The organism is Mesorhizobium sp. ArgA1, from assembly GCF_053714375.1.
In genome coordinates this window covers 42,600-56,990 of sequence record NZ_JBSKBQ010000012.1, presented here as the reverse complement: position 1 = coordinate 56,990, position 14,391 = coordinate 42,600, and the positions used below count along the sequence as shown (strand labels likewise).

Below are 14,391 nucleotides of genomic sequence, written 5' to 3'. Positions count from 1 at the left end.
AACAAATGGTGGGAGCGGCTCCGACATTGCGGCGGGGGGTTGGTTTGCCGGAGCCGCCTGCGCAGCCTCGTGGGCACTTTGACCGCGCCGTCTCATTCTGGGACAGCGCGGTCAATGATTCGTTAAAATCTTCCGAAACTAATAAAGCTCGCGCTAATTGACCCGCCGGCTGTGAGTGAGCGTGTCAGTTCCGTCTGCATAGCCGGCCCGCGCGGCCAAGACAAATTGCCGGATGCCTGGAACATCCCTACGCCTCCGAAATTGGTTTGTTGCACTGGCCCACTCCTCCAGTGCGCCTCCATGAGACTTTGCCCGCTGGCCCCACGCCGGCCGGCTCTTTGTACGCATCGCAGGAGCCCGTCACCTTCGCCCTGAGGGTGGCGGGCTTTTTTTGCGTTGGGGGTGGTCAAGGTGTTGCTAATATACAGCACCGACAGCATCTCTAGCAGTAGCAGCGCGGAACCGCTTCCGTCGGGCCACCCGTTCGCGTCAGAGTGACAGCGAACAAAACAAAGCGAGGCGGTGAAGATGGACAAGGGGCAAGATACAAAAACCATCGAGTTGTGCTGTCTTCTAGCGGTCCCGGTATCACTGCTGTTCACTGTGGTGTTCGCTGGGATGGTCCTTGGCTGACCTAACGCCACGGGCAAATCAGACTTGTAGGCGATCCCGATTCTGACCTCGTTGGTCTTGACGCGTTCGTACTCTTCCCAATGGCGCGGGGTAGGCCAAGACAAATTGCCGGATGCCTGGGATGCGGCGAAATTGGTTTGCTGCACTGGCCCACCCAGTGGATCTCCATGAGACCTTGCCCGCTGGCCGTGGCGGGCTTTTTTCCCGGAGCAAATGAGAAAAGGCCCGGATAACGGGCCTTTTCCACTACTATTCCCGATCAAGTGAGGATCAGCACGATCTTGTAGGTATCGGGATCGACGATCACGATGCGCCCATCGGCGAGCACGAAATACTCGTAGGTTTCGTAGGCGGGTACGATCTTGACGATGCGGGCCGGCAGGCGGTGCAGGCGCACCTTGTGCCGCGGCACCTCAATACCGACCGAGATGTCGAAGCTGACATCGCGCACCGGCTCGACCTTGGTCTCGTGGATGATCTGCGTAACCTGCGTCCTCTGCTCGACCGTCACATTGGTGATCGAAGCCGTCTTATCCTGGTCGGTGCGGATCTTAGCCTTGCCCTCGGCGCTCTGCTCGGTGCTGCTTCCAGCTTTGCCCTGAGCCTGCTGATCGGTTTGCACCTTGGTTTCGCCCTGAGCGTTCTGATCGGTGGTGGCACCGGCCGTGCCCTGAACCTGCTGCTTCTTCTTCGGCGCCGTGTTGTCATCAGCGTTTTGGTTTAGCGTCGCGCCAGCCTTGCCCTGGGCCTGTTCGTCGGTCTTCACCTTGGCCTTACCTTGAGCCTGCACCTCGGTGCCAGCTTTGCCCTGGGCCTTCTGCTCGGTTTGCTGCTTAGCCTTGCCCGGCGCCTGCCCGGCGGCCTTGCCACCATTCTGACAATCGGCCGTACCGACCGCGCAATTGTCGCCGCCGCTCGGCTGTACGGTCTCGGTCTGGGCTATCGCCGCGCCGCAGCCGACGCCCAGCGCGATCATGCTCGTAATAAGCAGTTGTTTCATGGAATTGCTCCTCGAAGTCAGGTCCCTTCGCTGGGGTAACCCGAGCCGGAACGCATAGTTCCGAAATCTGTCCACAAAACGCTTGGGCCCAAGGTCTTGCCCATCTCTTCTGCGAACTCCACGCTCGCTTGCAGGCGGTCGGGCTGACAGACGACGGCCATTTCGATCTGCCCGTTACACAGGTTGAACTGGCGGACACAATGGGATTGTCTTTTGTTCACGTTAACCGGAGTTTGGCGGAGCTTCGGAAACAAAACCTCGCCACCCTGCGGGACAACAAGATTGTGATCCCTCACGTAGGCCGGTTGAAAGCTTACGCCGGGTTCGACCCAAGCTATTTGCACATTCGCGTGCCTGCCGGAGGCAACGACTAGCTCCGGTCCGTTCGAATTACACGCAGCAGAGCTCCAGCGCGCTGACAGCCGGGGAATTCATTGAGTGAGCGTGGTTGCCGACAGGGGCTAGGGAAACATTCATTTGATATCATCTATATTAATGAGCAGAATGTAACCGTCCTGACCTTCGCTTTGTGTGCTCTGGCGTGCTCACCCGCGAAGAAGTTGTTCTAAGTGACCAGGGGCCAAGCGTGAGGGTCTTAGCTGTCGCCTTCGTGGTTCTCGCCGTCATGGCGGTCGGCTTTTGGCTGGCCACCGAATTGCTGAGCGCTGGCGGCCTTACTTCTTACGTCTCAGGACGTCGAGGATAATAGCGCCGCGAATTTGGCCAGGGGGATGGACGCGGCCCTGCATATGAGTGTCCAAAATGCCACTTCAACACAGCGGCACCATTTGACTTTCAGCGCTTTCGGGGCGCTTAAACGCTCCGGATCTGGTGCCAACTGACGTTGCTCGGAGATGCCGAACCAGGATCATTCAAGGCTAATTTCGGACATCCGGTTAGGTGACAGCAAGTCCGGATGGGAAGTTGCCCGCCACGTGCGGCAAGCCCACGCGATGATGCCTGCGATCTATATCAGCGGGGACAGTGCCATCCATTGGGGCGCCGAAGGCGTTCCAGAAAGCGTCATCATCACCAAGCCGTTTGCGATCGCTCAGATCACTACGGCCCATCTACCCTTCTGAATCAGCTTCAGCCGCACCCGCCCATTTCAACTGAGCCCCGCTACACGCAGTCCCTCGATATAGAGGGCCCGGTGCTCTGGCCGCACCATCGGGTAATACTTCTCTACCCAATCCACGGAAAGGGATGGTTGAAGCCGTTTCGCTTCGCTGAGAGCACGAACAGCTGTCGTCTTGTCGCCGAATGCCCCGGCAGACGCAGCGAGGGTGCGCCAAGCCGTTCCGAAATGAGGACGAAGCCTCACAGCCCGGCTCTCGAACCTAACAGCCTCGGCGAAATCTCCGACGATGAAATGGCACATGCCTTTGATCGACAGGTTCGCGGCCTGGGTGAAGTCGCGGGGGCTCAGTCTCTCCGCGATCGCAAGATGGTGCAGGCCATCTGTGGGAAGGCCTCCATACCCGTAGGTCGATCCGAGTATGGTGTGAGCGATTGCAAGGCTCGGGTTCAGGCTGATTGCCTCGCTTAAGGCTTCGACTGCGTGATCAAAACGGCGCGCCACCATGTAGGAAAAGCCCGCCGCAAAGTGCGTCCAGGGATCTATCGGATCCTGCTGGATTGCACGTTCGGCCATCTCTTGGGCAGCGGCAAGGTTGGCCGTCGGATCTACAATTCCAAGCAGGGCTCGAGCCGCGCGCATGCAGGCGAGCAGGCTGTTGGCACGGGGATAGTCAGGCTCGATCTCAGTGGCGTGTAAAAGCAACGCCTCTGCGGCATCGATGTCCGCCGCCGGTCCCCACGTCCAAACGTGAGGCATGGCTCTCATGACGAAGCCCCAGGCGTCAAGATTGCTGGGCGAGCGGCTCTGAAAGCGGTCGTATTCCGCTGCATACAATCTTGGCTCGATTGCCCCGATGACGCTGTCGGCGATTTGGTCTTGGAGAGTCAGGAAATCGGAGACCTCAACATCGTAGCGCTCGGCCCACACCTGATGCCCACTCGATGTGTCGCTCACTTCGGCGCCAATTCTAAGACGCTGCCCAGATCGGCGAACGCTTCCATCTAGCACGTAGCGGACGCCGAGCTCTTGCCCTACCTGCTTGACGTCAAAAGCTTTGCCCAGTTGCGAGCGGGTACAAACAGCCAGCGCAACCGCCCAAGCCGCGTGATAATGTCCTCAGCCAGCCCGTCGGCAAAGTACTGTTGCTCAGGATCCTCACTAAGATTTGCGAAGGGTAGCACCGCGACCGATGGCCCCGGTTCAGAAGGAGGTGCTGCCATTGCAGGCTGATCGAGTTTTTCGACGGCGCCAGTGAAGCGGTAACCAACGCGGGCAACTGTCGCGATCCAGTCCGTTCCATCGGACATCGCACCCAACAATCTTCTCAGTGAAGCGATCTGAACGGACAGATTGCTCTCTTCGACAGCGACTCCCGGCCAGGCAGCGTCGATCAATTCGGCCTTGGTGAGAACTTGACCGGGCCTGTCAGTCAATTTCGCCAGAAGGAGCAGCGCTCGGTAACCGACCGGCACCGGAACTCCGCTTCGAAGAAGCGTACCGCTTTCCGAGTTCAGCACAAACGACCCAAAGGCAACGCGCGGCCCAAGCATGTGAGGACCTTATGTCCTTTCGGGACATTTCGGAACTTTTCCGGAAGCCTTGGGGACATTTGAAATCCCTAGACACAAGGTAGCTTCACCACAAGGAACCGACAAATGTCGTCGATCACGTACGAACGAGCACCTGATGTCGATGCAGCAGTCGATGTCCATGACTGCGAGCTATTAAAGGGAGGTCGACAATTAGAATTTCGTCTAGCTCTAGATCGCTACATGGCGGACTACGTCGAGCATCAGAAATTGCAGCTTCGGCTTGGCTCGGCTGCTGGTGGGCTCGCCAGAGGATCGTTGCAAATATTAACGCAACTGGCTTTCGTTCACGAATTGACGCGCGCATTGCCAAGGAGACCGGTGCCCAGACGAGAGCCTATGCCTAAGGCGAGATGCTTGGGCGGCTGAGATGCGAGAAGTTCGTAACGCGGCCAACAACTTGGAAAAGGAAAGCCCATAGAGGTCGCGTGGGCGTGGACGCTCGTCTGCGAACTCCTATGTTGGCCAGGCTGGGGTTTGCGTTCAAGATGAGCGGCCGAAGGTTTGCCGCTGACGTCGAGGGGGACGACATGCGCATCGTAATGATGGGAGCGGGCGGCATTGGCGGATACATTGGCGCCAGGCTAGCCCAGGCAGGGGGCGACGTGAGCTTCATTGCTCGCGGAGCGCACCTTGCGGCAATGCTACAGACGGGCCTGAGGATCCAGAGTGATCTCGGCAGCTTTGTTCTTACGCCTGTGTCCGCCAGCAAAGCGGCGGGCGATATAGGACCCGTCGATCTGGTCATCTTCGCAGTCAAGCTCTACGACAGCGAGGATGCCGCTGCGTCTATCAGGCCGCTCATAGCCGACGACACGCGCATCGTTACCCTGCAAAACGGCATCGACAGCGTCGAAATTCTTCGTCGCCACGTGCAGGGCGACCGCGTGATCGGTGGCGCCACCTACCTTTCCGGTTTCATCAACAAGCCCGGCGAGGTCATTCATTCCGGCGGGCTCCCGCACATCCTGGTTGGTGGCCAACATGATCCTGTCATCGAAGAATTGCGGGAACTGTGTGATCGTGCCGTCGGTCTTGAGCTGAAACCGGTTGCCGACATCGATGAAGTGCTGTGGGAGAAGTTTGTAACACTTGCCGCCTTCTCGGGAGGAACATCGCTCATGCGCTCGGGCATCGGTCCGATCCTGGCCGATCCGGAGGCACGCATTTTCATAGAGCAGTTGCGGGATGAGGGGATGGCGGTAGCCGCAGCGGCCGGCCACCCAATGGCCGAGGGGTTCCTGGGCCGCGTCGTGACCAGATGGTCCGCGTTTCCCCCGCATGTGAAATCCTCGATGGCTAATGACCTTGAAAGAGGAAAACCCATCGAGGTCGCGTGGCTTTCCGGGCGCATTCATCAATTGGGAAAAGAGTTGGGTGTCGCCACGCCGGGTCACACGGCAGTGTTTCGTGCGCTGCATCTGCATGCACTGGGGGTGCGAAGCTAGAATTCCAAACATGTAGCAGGTCACATCCGCATTCACTAGGAGGACGTCATGGCAAGTTCCTCAAACGACAGAGTGATGGTCACGTCAGGCGACGACGTCACCGGCTCTCAAGACATGTTCAACAAGGAACTTGAGACCTATCGCAGGATAGTCGGAGCGAACCTCATGTTCCATCGCGAGGTCTACGGCCTGCTTCGCGATCTGCTTGTCAAGCAGGCGCCGGCGTCATTCCGGTTTCTCGACATTGCCTGTGGGGACGCCCGCGCCTCGGCCGCGATGCTGAGAACGATGGCAATCGGCAATTATGTCGGCATTGATTTGTCGCAGGCTTCCCTGCGACTGGCGGCTCGGGAGCTAGACAGTCTGCCCTGTCCAGTCGAACTGCGTTGCAGCGATTTCGCCCAGGCGATGGCGAAATGGTCCGAGCCGGTCGATGTGATCTGGATCGGCATGTCCCTGCACCACCTTCCGGCTGCAGGCAAGGCACAGCTGATGTGGGACGCCCGCAGGGCCTTAGGTCGGACGGGCCTTTTCGTCATTTGGGAGCCGGCGCTGTTCGGAGGAGAGGATCGCGCGTCCTGGCTGGCGCGGTTTTCGCTGCTGCGCGACGAATGGTCGGCCGTTTCAGATGGAGAGTTCGCTTCGATGCAAAGGCACATGCTTCTCGCGGATTTCCCGGAGACGGTCGACAGATGGCTCGGCTTGGGCAGGGAAGCCGGCTTCTCTCAGGCAGAGGAGATTTTCATGATGCCGAACAGAATGGGCCGGGTGTTCCGGTTCGGGAACTGAGCTCCTGCTGTCGTTATTGAATCTGAAAAAGCCGGCGTCCCTAGGTTTTTGGGGTGGGTAGGTGGGGGGCGCCGGCATTGGTATTCCGGCAATGATCGCGGGATATGGGGCGAAAAAGACCGCTGAATACCTCTCCCGAGAGAGTGCGGACCAGCTAGTCGACTTAATCGCCCACGGCGGGGATGCCAAGACGCTTCCGGTGATCAAGAACGCTGTGCAGTTGCTCGCGGAATCGAAACGGCAGGCTTTGGCGAGAGCGCTGGCTGTTGCCGGGGTAGGCGGGATGGAAGCGCTGTCGCTATCATCTGCCAAACAGTGAGAAAATCCAGCCGCCGACATCATGGGCATAATTGGCTTTGAGATAGCCGATAAGCCCGAGACCAGCGACTAAAACCACAATCTCAACGAGACCAACACCAGCCGCAGCAACTTTTGTCTTGGGATCGTAGTCGATCTCCTTCACTTGCAGACAGCCCATTCCTGTTCTGTTGCGTTCCAGCAATAGCCGTTATCGGAAAGCTCTTTGCCAAGCTTTGCAAGGATATCGTACTGCTTGGCGCTCTCCGTCTCACTGATCGGCTGACCGTTCATCTCGCCCTGACGGCAGGCCGGGCGGGCATGGTCATAGTCCTTTATCGCGGCGCCACCATCAAAGGCAAAGGCGCTCGAAAGCGACAGACTGGCAAAAGTGATCAGCAAAAAGCGCATGGCATCTCTCCTGGCGCAATAAATAATGCGCGAATTTGAGGCTTTACAATGCTTTAGCGCAACAGCAAGTAGGTGCCAAGCGCGGCCATCAGGAGGCAAGCACGGATGGCAAGGGCGGTGCTGCGGCGTAAGGGAACACTAGGGAGCACGAATCTATCGTTTGCGACTTGCTGGCCCGCTGCCTCACGGTGGCGAGCTACATTGTCTTGCGGCCTGGCGAAGGGGTCTGTTTGCTGGCTGCAAATCAGAACTTGTAGGCGATCCCGATCCTGACCTCGTTGGTCTTGACGCGCTCGTGCTCTTCCCAACCCGAGTCAGTGTTGTTGGTGACAGTCGTAACCTTGCCGAAATCTGTGTAACGATATTCGACCTGACCGACCCAATTCTTATTGAAAGCGTAAGCGACGCCTGCCCCTAGGGTCCAGCCAGCCTTGACTGTCGACTTGGAATCCGTTGCTGCCCCATCTTCGAACTTTGTGCGAATATCCCCGAGGGCCAGACCACCAGTGACGTAGGGCAGCCAATTGTCAAAGGCATAGCCCAAGCGCCCACGCAACGAGCCCTGGGCGTCGATATGTGTGTTGTCATCGGTGCCGAACGGCCAGTCTGGATTGTGGCCGACAACTCCTGAGGCCTCGATATCACCTTCGATGCCGCCGACAATGTTACCCCATTGCATGTTGTAGCCGGCAAAAACACCTCCGGTGACGCCGCGAACCTTGAAGCTGTCCGAATAATCCGAAGAGCCATCAATGAGGTTTTCGTCCCGGATCCGGTCCTTGCCCCAAGCGTACCCAATCTGGCCGCCGATATAGGCACCGGTCCAGTCATATGTGGAAGCGACCGGAAGCTCATTCACAACATCAGCTGCCATAGCCGACGTAAGAGTGGCGCCCAGAAACGCTACTGCCAAAATGTATCTCATTGCGTGCCCCCGCGTGGATATCCAATTCAAATCCTATGTATCAGACGAATTCCCTAACGGAATGGAATTCGAAGGGAAGAAGGGCGCTCTTTCCCCACATAGATGCAATGATGCAACACGATAATAATTGGCCCGGCGGCTTCGGCCTTCCGGGCCTTATTCTTTGTGAGGAACGATATACCCGACACCACGGTCCCATGCCGCGCGTCACGACAACAGTCGTGTATCCCTGCGGCAGTGATCCTGTGACGGTCGGATCAATAGGGCGACACCTGCCAATTACCTGCCCATCGGGAGCGTCGGCGAGCCTTTCGGCTAAAGACGCTCGACATTCGTCTAGCGACGCAAACATGGCCGGCGATACGTCGATGGGTTTGCAAATGGAAGTGGTGCCACCACTACACGAGAGCAAAACCATCAGGGCTGCAGTTGCCGAATCCACGCGTCCATCTCCAGCGCCCCTATGATCCTCAAACGCCAACGGGAAGGCTTTGTTTCGCAGTTTGCTAAAATTAGAGACTGTTTCGTCCGATAATCCGCCGCAGGGCCGTTTCGTACGTTTGCGCGTATCCCACGAATGGGCGCGTGTTCTGGGCAAAACATCCCTGCCCCGGATCCGATTTCATGACCTGCGCCACACCATCCGCTACAGGTGATATCGCCAGCGCTCGCGGTACCGTTCTGAATCTATCTTCCCGCCTATTAAAACCGCTCAGTCCTCAAGAAGCGGTGCTTGCCGAGCAAGTAGATTACGCACGTTGGAAACTTGCCATTGCCCGTTCCGAGCCGTGCGAACCCCTCGATTGTTCAAGACGATGGCCAAGCCGCGCATACTGGTGACGCCGGAGCGCTGGATCGAGCGGATGATCGGCAAAACGGTCAGTGCGAAGCGATCGGCTTGCTCGGCTGCGGCCTCGCGCCCTTTGGCAGCTGCTTCGGCTGCGTTCGATGGGTTGCCAAGCTTCACGCCGTTGGCCTTGCGTGAGGCGAGCGCGGCTTTCGTCCGCTCGGAGCCGCTCCGAAGGGCATGAAGAGGCCAGCAACGCAGTGGGTGAGGCCGCGTCTCATTGGGCGTGTTAAGCACTTGCGCGGCGAGGAGGATTTGCGCCGCGCTTCGCTGCCGGATTTTTGGAAAGAATAGCGCGCAAAGGGAAAGCCATCGGACCTGTTTTCCATCTGGCTCGGAACATGGCTTCAAAAGCATCGTTATCTTGAGAAGTTCATTCTCATAGTTGGCTCCAGTCCATGAAACTCCTACGGTCATTGCATGAAATTGCCGCAGTTCGCGGCGACGGCCTTCACCCAGATTTGCTTAGGATGATCAAGCGGACAGAAACGTGGGCCAGTATAGAGGCCGCGCTGCAGTCTGCCCCCGAGATTGATGGAGTCGGGCACCCAGCCAACGACGTCCTGCCAAGTGGTGCGGCGCGACCACGCGCCGATAGGCGATAAGCGCGCGACGGATCGGCGCAGGAACAATCGCGGGGGGTCCTATGTCTTGGTCAGACCTAGTCCTGCCGTTGGGGTTCGCGGGGATGGTCCCCAGCCGACCTGACGAGGCAGCTCGGCTACAGCGGACTCAATCAAGCCTGTTGTACAAGCTGTCTTGCTGTGGGGTGCCTGGATATCTTTGGCGGGCCATCCGGGAACGAGGCGCAGGTTTGAGGGAGATGGCCCGTCGGTATCGCCGGCGGGTTTTTCTTGATGTCAGCCGCCAGGAACCGGCACCGACCGCCGGAATTAGGTGAATGGTAGGGTATGTAACTTTCCTCGGCGGGGGGCGCTGGCAATGGCAAAGGTCGTAGACGATGGCGCAAAGGTCTGAAGCGCGGAACAGGCTGCGCACTCTAAAGGTTGGATCTGCGCCGGGTTTCCAACGCCCCGGGCCAACTGCGCCTGCCGCTGCCGTGAATGGAGCGGCAGGCTTCTTTGGGCCACCCTCCAGATAATTTTGCGCGAGCCTCGGGCGGCTTCACGGGCGCCTCAAAGCTCAGCCGCTCGACCGTCGCGACAATCGCTCTCCGGCCTCGACATCGAGAGCGCAATCATCGATGGCGAGATCATCGTTCTCAACGATGCCGGCATTTCCGATTTTGGTGAGCTACGCAAAGCCATCACGCGCCGCAGCACGATCTGCACTTTGTCGCCTCCGACTTATCGCATCTTAATGGTCACGACTTGCCCGACATGGCACTGGAGGACCCGAGCGAGATCCTTGCCGAGTTGATCCCGCCAGACATCCGCATTCAATTTTCCCAGGCATTCCCCGGCGAGGCCAAGGCCATCTTTCACCTGATCGACCAAGCCGGCCTTGAGGGCATGGTTTCGAAGCGCAAGGACAGCAAATATCGAAGCGGAAACTCAACTAACTGGCTAAAGGCAAAGTGCTCGAACAGGGCAAGCCGGCGTTCGCCCTGATGGCAGAGCGAGGCACAGGGCGCTATGTCGGATCAGCCTTCATCACATTGAACCGGGAGATGCGCGAACGGCTCAGGCAGCGCCTCCAGGACCACGCCGGGGCCGCTCCGAAGGGCATGAAGCGGCCGGCAACGCAATGGGTCAAGCCGGGGCTCATCGGGTTGTAAAGCACTTGCGCGGCGAGGAGGATTTGCGCCACGCTTCGCTGCAGGATTTTCGCGATGAGGATTGACCCCTATTTGTGCTTCTCAACGAACGCTTTGCACGCCGGGGATAGCTGATCGATCATGCTTTGAAGATCACATTTGCCGATTGGCGTCATTGGGCAAAGCCGTTTGTAATCAGGTCTGCACTCTTTGCCTTGAAAACTCTTAAAAGCTTTTGCCTCGGCTACCATGGTGTTCAAGAGTATTCCCGATAGTGCCAACGCCAAGGCCGACCACAGATGCTTCCTCATAGCCCTCTCCCTTTGTTGCCTCACAATATCATCGCCGACAAATCGGCGAGGTAGGCAGGCGGCCCGACTGCCGAGCGAGCGGGGTTGCTGTTGGGGCACACGGCAGCCGGGCCATGCCGGAGTCCCTTCCGGCCGCTCATCATCTACCTTTATTAGCCACGGCGCTAATACCATTTGGTATGAGAAAATCGTACACGATAGCCGGCGGCGGCGCACGAAGCACGCCAGCAAGCAACAAGCCGCACCACGTCGAACACCTATCGCGCAAGGCAGCCAATGACGGACAAGCCCGCCCCACCATATCACCCCAGCGGCGCCCGCCACCAGCAGTCCGCCGCGTGCCCCCACGCGACGGACCTCTGATGGGAGCGGCTACATCCCTAAGGAATCGGCCGCTTGTATTGGTATTGTGAACTGCGGGTCGCGTTAGCCTAATGGCGTGATCGCGTAAGTCATGGCCCTAGTGGCGTCACCGGCCTGTGCCGTTCCACTGGATGAACGCGGCAGCTAGGCGATATCTGCGGCTACACGACGCGCCGAACTCCCATATGCTTAGCGGAACGCATGCGAGGGAAGAATGCGCGTCACGAGTCTGTTTTTCCTATCAGCCGGCCTCACGATGCCAATTGCAGCCTACGCTCAAGGCGAAGTCTCGGTCGAACGAGGGTTGAAGGTATCCATCCTGCGGGTGTCACGATTGCCATACCGAAGGCTACAGCGAAACAGAAGGCAAGATTGATCCTGAAAAGGCTTTGATGGGCAGCTCGGTCGGCTGGCGCGGTCCTTGGGGTACGACCTATGCGACCAATCTTCGGATAGATGCTTCGGTCAATCTTCGAGCGATGGAGGAGAGCGATATGAAATCGCTTTATCAATACATTAGGTCGCTCGGCGAACACGGGAAGCCAGCCCCAAGCCGCATTCGCTCTGATAAGGAACCGACGACGCCATACGTTGACTTGTGCCACCGCAAATGCCGCAGAACTGACAAATCTGGCGGTATTGAACGTCATTGGCTGCAGCCATTCACCATTAGCGCCATCTCCGTTAATCATCCCAAAATCAGAAGGGCGAAGGAACCTTAGTCCAGCGGCCGAGCTTAAACTTCCATGAGCACGCGCGGCATCAACTTCCTCGATAAATGGATCTCCAGCAAGATACCGGAGACGGCCGGCGCCGACGTCATTTCTGTCGGCGGACTCACGGCTCAATTGTTCGCTGACGCAAAGGCGGCCGGCATCAGCAGCGTCGAAATCGAGGAAGAGGTCAGCAGCGTCTACCAATCCATCCTCGATGCGATCGTGCACCACGTTGCCGGCTTGGCGGACTGAGTGGCCTTGCTCTATACCGACGAAATGGGAAAAGGCTGGACCTATCAAACGCTGATCGACGCCAAGATGAAGGTCACAGCGTACTGCCACGCATGCAACCACTCCAAAACGCTTGATCTCGAGATGCTGCGCGACCAGCTGGGCCCGGATGCCCCCGCAATGGCAGACGACATCATGCCAAAACTGCGGTGCGACAAGTGCGGATCAAAGAAGGTCGGCATGATCTATGCGCCAGACGCCGACAGGGTCTCTGGCATGGGCAAGAGCCTCTATTCGAAGGCGAAAGGAACCTAGTTTCGCGAGCGAGCTTAGTTCTCCATGAGCACATGCGGGCATGCCGGAATGAGCGAGCGAGCAACCAGATTTTTGCACCTTTGGATGGAGGCACAAAGCTTGCTCGACGGCGAAAGCTATAGCCAGGCGGAGATCAATGAACTGGCGAAGCACCTCGTGAGCGAGGCCGAGGCTGAGGGCATTACTGACGTAGAGATTACCGAGGCATACCGGCGTCTTCACGCTATCCTAATGCGACGACACCATCTATTGCCGACGAAGCATTAGCGTTGAGAGGCTGAGAAAAAGCCGACGTCCCAAGAGGTCTTGGGGATGGGTAAGCGCGGGACGCCGCGGACGCGCTAGGACGCGAACGGCGCTCCGGGAACAGAGGCGGCGGAAACGCGCGCTGGTGGGGCCTATTTCCCCGACGGAACCTATCGCCTTCTCACGCCTTCTTAGGAGGGCCGTCTCGGCCCACCTTGGAGGCGGGATTTGGTTAGCAGCGCGGGGGGTAAGGATGCCGAGCGGGGTTTTAATTCCGGTTACTGTGACAATCGACGGGGTCAAGAAGACGTTCCCGTCGCTCACACATTTGGCGCTCCATGTAGGTTCAAATCCGGCTGCGCCCGCTGCTTGGCGTACTCGCAACCCCGACCGACCAATTCAGGACTGGGTAGACAAGCGGCTCATGCGGAAAGTCAGCAGGGCAGACAATGTTGAGTAGTCCCTCTCATGACGGCCTGTCGACCAGCCGTTTTCCCTTCGGCGACACATAGCTCTCGACCAGAGCTCTGCATTGCTAGTCCAGCCGCCAATGTCTATTCCGCATCTCCAGCGCCTGCAGGAATGCGTTGGCGGCAGCGTCGCAAGCAACCCTCGACGGTCCATTGACAAAAAGAAGAACCTCGGCAGCCCTCTCTGTCAGTCCGTACTTTTCGGCAAAGGCAGCGACTTCGTAGGGCATCTCACCTGGAATGCTGGAGTGGCGGGGCTTTTGGTTATAGCTGAAGTCACCCACCGCGGCTCTCCTTCGGCAGGCCCAAGCCCAATCGCTGACCCTCTGCGAACGCGCGTGCATAGGACTCGATTTCGAACGTGCTGACATGCGCCTTGCCATTACGCACAACACGGACGAACCACTCGCCTAGGTTTTCTGTAATCTCGACGGAATCGGGGCAGCCGGTATCCGGCTGAAACTCAACCATTTGCTTCCTCCCTGGTACGGCGAAAGCACCTGAGTTGACTTTCAAGCGTCCGTTTGCCTCGATGGATGCGGACGACCATCGAGTCCTATCCTCAATGTCAGTGCAGGTCGTGATCATATGTTAGGGGGATGCTAAATTAACGCGCATTCGCCCGCCGCCTCACATATGTTGTGGCCACCGCTCAAAAAACGTGCGCCTATGGGCAATCATCGGCAACTCTTCGAGGCCCGCCGAGACAGCGAGACAAAGTGTGCTCCCGCCAATGTCGAGGAGCTGAGAATGTCACGTTATTTCTTCCATGTTTTAAACGGCAAGGCCCTTGTCGATGAAGTGGGTGTAGAACTGGTCGACTTGAATGCCATGCGAAATGAAGCCATCCGCTCTTCCGGAGAGATGCTAAGCACGGGCCAGCAGACGTGGGCCGGCGAGGCCTGGCAGATGGTCGTCACCGACGAAACCGAAACCGTGGTCTTTAGTGTCCGCTACTCGGTCGACCGACACGGCTTGTAGCAGCTCGAACGCATCATCGTC

Annotated in this window: 18 protein-coding genes; 9 read left to right on the top strand and 9 right to left on the bottom strand. The window is 58.2% G+C overall.

The genetic code is table 11. From position 1 onward, the window contains the following. Positions 1-892: 892 nt before the first annotated feature. Entirely contained in the window at positions 893-1,633 is a 741-nt protein-coding gene (locus ACWGTI_RS22955; RefSeq protein ID WP_454589223.1) for a DUF1236 domain-containing protein, read from the bottom strand. A gap of 65 nt (positions 1,634-1,698) precedes the next feature. Here ACWGTI_RS22955 and ACWGTI_RS22950 point away from each other — a divergent pair, with 65 nt between their 5' ends. Together ACWGTI_RS22950 and ACWGTI_RS22945 are read left to right on the top strand one after the other, a co-directional pair. Beyond that, positions 1,699-2,007 (top strand): Crp/Fnr family transcriptional regulator, encoded by a 309-nt coding sequence (locus ACWGTI_RS22950; RefSeq protein WP_454589336.1) that lies wholly within the window; start codon positions 1,699-1,701, stop codon positions 2,005-2,007. A gap of 480 nt (positions 2,008-2,487) precedes the next feature. Continuing rightward, the gene (locus ACWGTI_RS22945) at positions 2,488-2,715 is read left to right on the top strand and encodes a hypothetical protein (RefSeq protein WP_454589222.1); all 228 of its coding nucleotides are present in this window, start codon (positions 2,488-2,490) and stop codon (positions 2,713-2,715) included. A 26-nt stretch (positions 2,716-2,741) separates the two neighbouring features. Here the strand turns inward: ACWGTI_RS22945 and ACWGTI_RS22940 are convergent, their stop codons facing one another. Continuing rightward, entirely contained in the window at positions 2,742-3,668 is a 927-nt protein-coding gene (locus tag ACWGTI_RS22940; RefSeq protein WP_454589221.1) for a hypothetical protein, read from the bottom strand. Between the two features lie 77 nt (positions 3,669-3,745). Beyond that, positions 3,746-4,264 (bottom strand): winged helix-turn-helix domain-containing protein, encoded by a 519-nt coding sequence (locus ACWGTI_RS22935; protein ID WP_454589220.1) that lies wholly within the window; start codon positions 4,262-4,264, stop codon positions 3,746-3,748. Positions 4,265-4,833: 569 nt separating this feature from the next. Between ACWGTI_RS22935 and ACWGTI_RS22930 the strand changes: the two genes are divergently transcribed. Further along, positions 4,834-5,751, top strand: a complete 918-nt coding sequence (locus ACWGTI_RS22930) for a ketopantoate reductase family protein (protein ID WP_454589219.1) — start codon at positions 4,834-4,836, stop codon at positions 5,749-5,751. A gap of 48 nt (positions 5,752-5,799) precedes the next feature. Next, on the top strand, positions 5,800-6,540 hold the full coding sequence (locus ACWGTI_RS22925; protein WP_454589218.1) for a class I SAM-dependent methyltransferase: 741 nt from the start codon (positions 5,800-5,802) through the stop codon (positions 6,538-6,540). Positions 6,541-6,841: 301 nt separating this feature from the next. On the opposite strand, the gene ACWGTI_RS22920 is transcribed toward ACWGTI_RS22925, so the two are convergent. From ACWGTI_RS22920 to ACWGTI_RS22905, 4 genes are all read right to left on the bottom strand, one after another. Beyond that, positions 6,842-7,003 (bottom strand): hypothetical protein, encoded by a 162-nt coding sequence (locus ACWGTI_RS22920; RefSeq protein ID WP_454589217.1) that lies wholly within the window; start codon positions 7,001-7,003, stop codon positions 6,842-6,844. After that, positions 7,000-7,248 (bottom strand): hypothetical protein, encoded by a 249-nt coding sequence (locus ACWGTI_RS22915; protein WP_454589216.1) that lies wholly within the window; start codon positions 7,246-7,248, stop codon positions 7,000-7,002. Before ACWGTI_RS22915 ends, ACWGTI_RS22920 begins: the two co-directional genes overlap by 4 nt. A gap of 244 nt (positions 7,249-7,492) precedes the next feature. After that, the gene (locus ACWGTI_RS22910) at positions 7,493-8,173 is read right to left on the bottom strand and encodes an outer membrane protein (protein ID WP_454589215.1); all 681 of its coding nucleotides are present in this window, start codon (positions 8,171-8,173) and stop codon (positions 7,493-7,495) included. 712 nt (positions 8,174-8,885) lie between these two features. Continuing rightward, a complete protein-coding gene (locus ACWGTI_RS22905) occupies positions 8,886-9,437 on the bottom strand; it encodes a hypothetical protein (protein ID WP_454589214.1) in 552 nt (183 codons plus the stop codon). A gap of 869 nt (positions 9,438-10,306) precedes the next feature. Here ACWGTI_RS22905 and ACWGTI_RS22900 point away from each other — a divergent pair. The 4 genes from ACWGTI_RS22900 (at position 10,307) to ACWGTI_RS22885 (ending at position 12,940) form a co-directional block, all read left to right on the top strand. Next, positions 10,307-10,591: an ATP-dependent DNA ligase gene (locus ACWGTI_RS22900; protein ID WP_454589335.1), complete on the top strand. Its 285-nt coding sequence runs from the start codon at positions 10,307-10,309 to the stop codon at positions 10,589-10,591. Between the two features lie 1,566 nt (positions 10,592-12,157). Further along, positions 12,158-12,379: a DUF768 domain-containing protein gene (locus ACWGTI_RS22895; RefSeq protein ID WP_454589213.1), complete on the top strand. Its 222-nt coding sequence runs from the start codon at positions 12,158-12,160 to the stop codon at positions 12,377-12,379. After that, positions 12,380-12,673, top strand: coding sequence for a hypothetical protein (locus ACWGTI_RS22890; protein WP_454589212.1), 294 nt, complete (start codon positions 12,380-12,382; stop codon positions 12,671-12,673). A 24-nt stretch (positions 12,674-12,697) separates the two neighbouring features. Beyond that, positions 12,698-12,940 carry a DUF768 domain-containing protein gene (locus tag ACWGTI_RS22885; RefSeq protein WP_454589211.1) on the top strand — a complete coding sequence of 81 codons (243 nt, stop codon included), beginning with the start codon at positions 12,698-12,700 and terminating at the stop codon, positions 12,938-12,940. Positions 12,941-13,454: 514 nt separating this feature from the next. Here ACWGTI_RS22885 and ACWGTI_RS22880 read toward each other — a convergent pair. Both ACWGTI_RS22880 and ACWGTI_RS22875 read right to left on the bottom strand, forming a co-directional pair. Then, positions 13,455-13,673: a hypothetical protein gene (locus ACWGTI_RS22880; RefSeq protein ID WP_454589210.1), complete on the bottom strand. Its 219-nt coding sequence runs from the start codon at positions 13,671-13,673 to the stop codon at positions 13,455-13,457. After that, a complete protein-coding gene (locus ACWGTI_RS22875) occupies positions 13,666-13,860 on the bottom strand; it encodes a hypothetical protein (RefSeq protein WP_454589209.1) in 195 nt (64 codons plus the stop codon). The genes ACWGTI_RS22880 and ACWGTI_RS22875 overlap by 8 nt, the downstream gene beginning before the upstream one ends. A 279-nt stretch (positions 13,861-14,139) precedes the next feature. Between ACWGTI_RS22875 and ACWGTI_RS22870 the strand changes: the two genes are divergently transcribed. Next, positions 14,140-14,370 (top strand): DUF6894 family protein, encoded by a 231-nt coding sequence (locus tag ACWGTI_RS22870; protein ID WP_454589208.1) that lies wholly within the window; start codon positions 14,140-14,142, stop codon positions 14,368-14,370. Positions 14,371-14,391 lie beyond the last annotated feature (21 nt).

Coding starts and splice junctions, on each gene's coding strand:
- ACWGTI_RS22955 (WP_454589223.1), bottom strand. CDS start 1,633: ATGAAACAACTGCTTATTACGAGCATGATCGCGCTGGGCGTCGGCTGC.
- ACWGTI_RS22945 (WP_454589222.1), top strand. CDS start 2,488: ATGCCGAACCAGGATCATTCAAGGCTAATTTCGGACATCCGGTTAGGT.
- ACWGTI_RS22935 (WP_454589220.1), bottom strand. CDS start 4,264: ATGCTTGGGCCGCGCGTTGCCTTTGGGTCGTTTGTGCTGAACTCGGAA.
- ACWGTI_RS22930 (WP_454589219.1), top strand. CDS start 4,834: ATGCGCATCGTAATGATGGGAGCGGGCGGCATTGGCGGATACATTGGC.
- ACWGTI_RS22925 (WP_454589218.1), top strand. CDS start 5,800: ATGGCAAGTTCCTCAAACGACAGAGTGATGGTCACGTCAGGCGACGAC.
- ACWGTI_RS22915 (WP_454589216.1), bottom strand. CDS start 7,248: ATGCGCTTTTTGCTGATCACTTTTGCCAGTCTGTCGCTTTCGAGCGCC.
- ACWGTI_RS22910 (WP_454589215.1), bottom strand. CDS start 8,173: ATGAGATACATTTTGGCAGTAGCGTTTCTGGGCGCCACTCTTACGTCG.
- ACWGTI_RS22905 (WP_454589214.1), bottom strand. CDS start 9,437: ATGACCGTAGGAGTTTCATGGACTGGAGCCAACTATGAGAATGAACTT.
- ACWGTI_RS22895 (WP_454589213.1), top strand. CDS start 12,158: ATGAGCACGCGCGGCATCAACTTCCTCGATAAATGGATCTCCAGCAAG.
- ACWGTI_RS22885 (WP_454589211.1), top strand. CDS start 12,698: ATGAGCACATGCGGGCATGCCGGAATGAGCGAGCGAGCAACCAGATTT.
- ACWGTI_RS22875 (WP_454589209.1), bottom strand. CDS start 13,860: ATGGTTGAGTTTCAGCCGGATACCGGCTGCCCCGATTCCGTCGAGATT.
- ACWGTI_RS22870 (WP_454589208.1), top strand. CDS start 14,140: ATGTCACGTTATTTCTTCCATGTTTTAAACGGCAAGGCCCTTGTCGAT.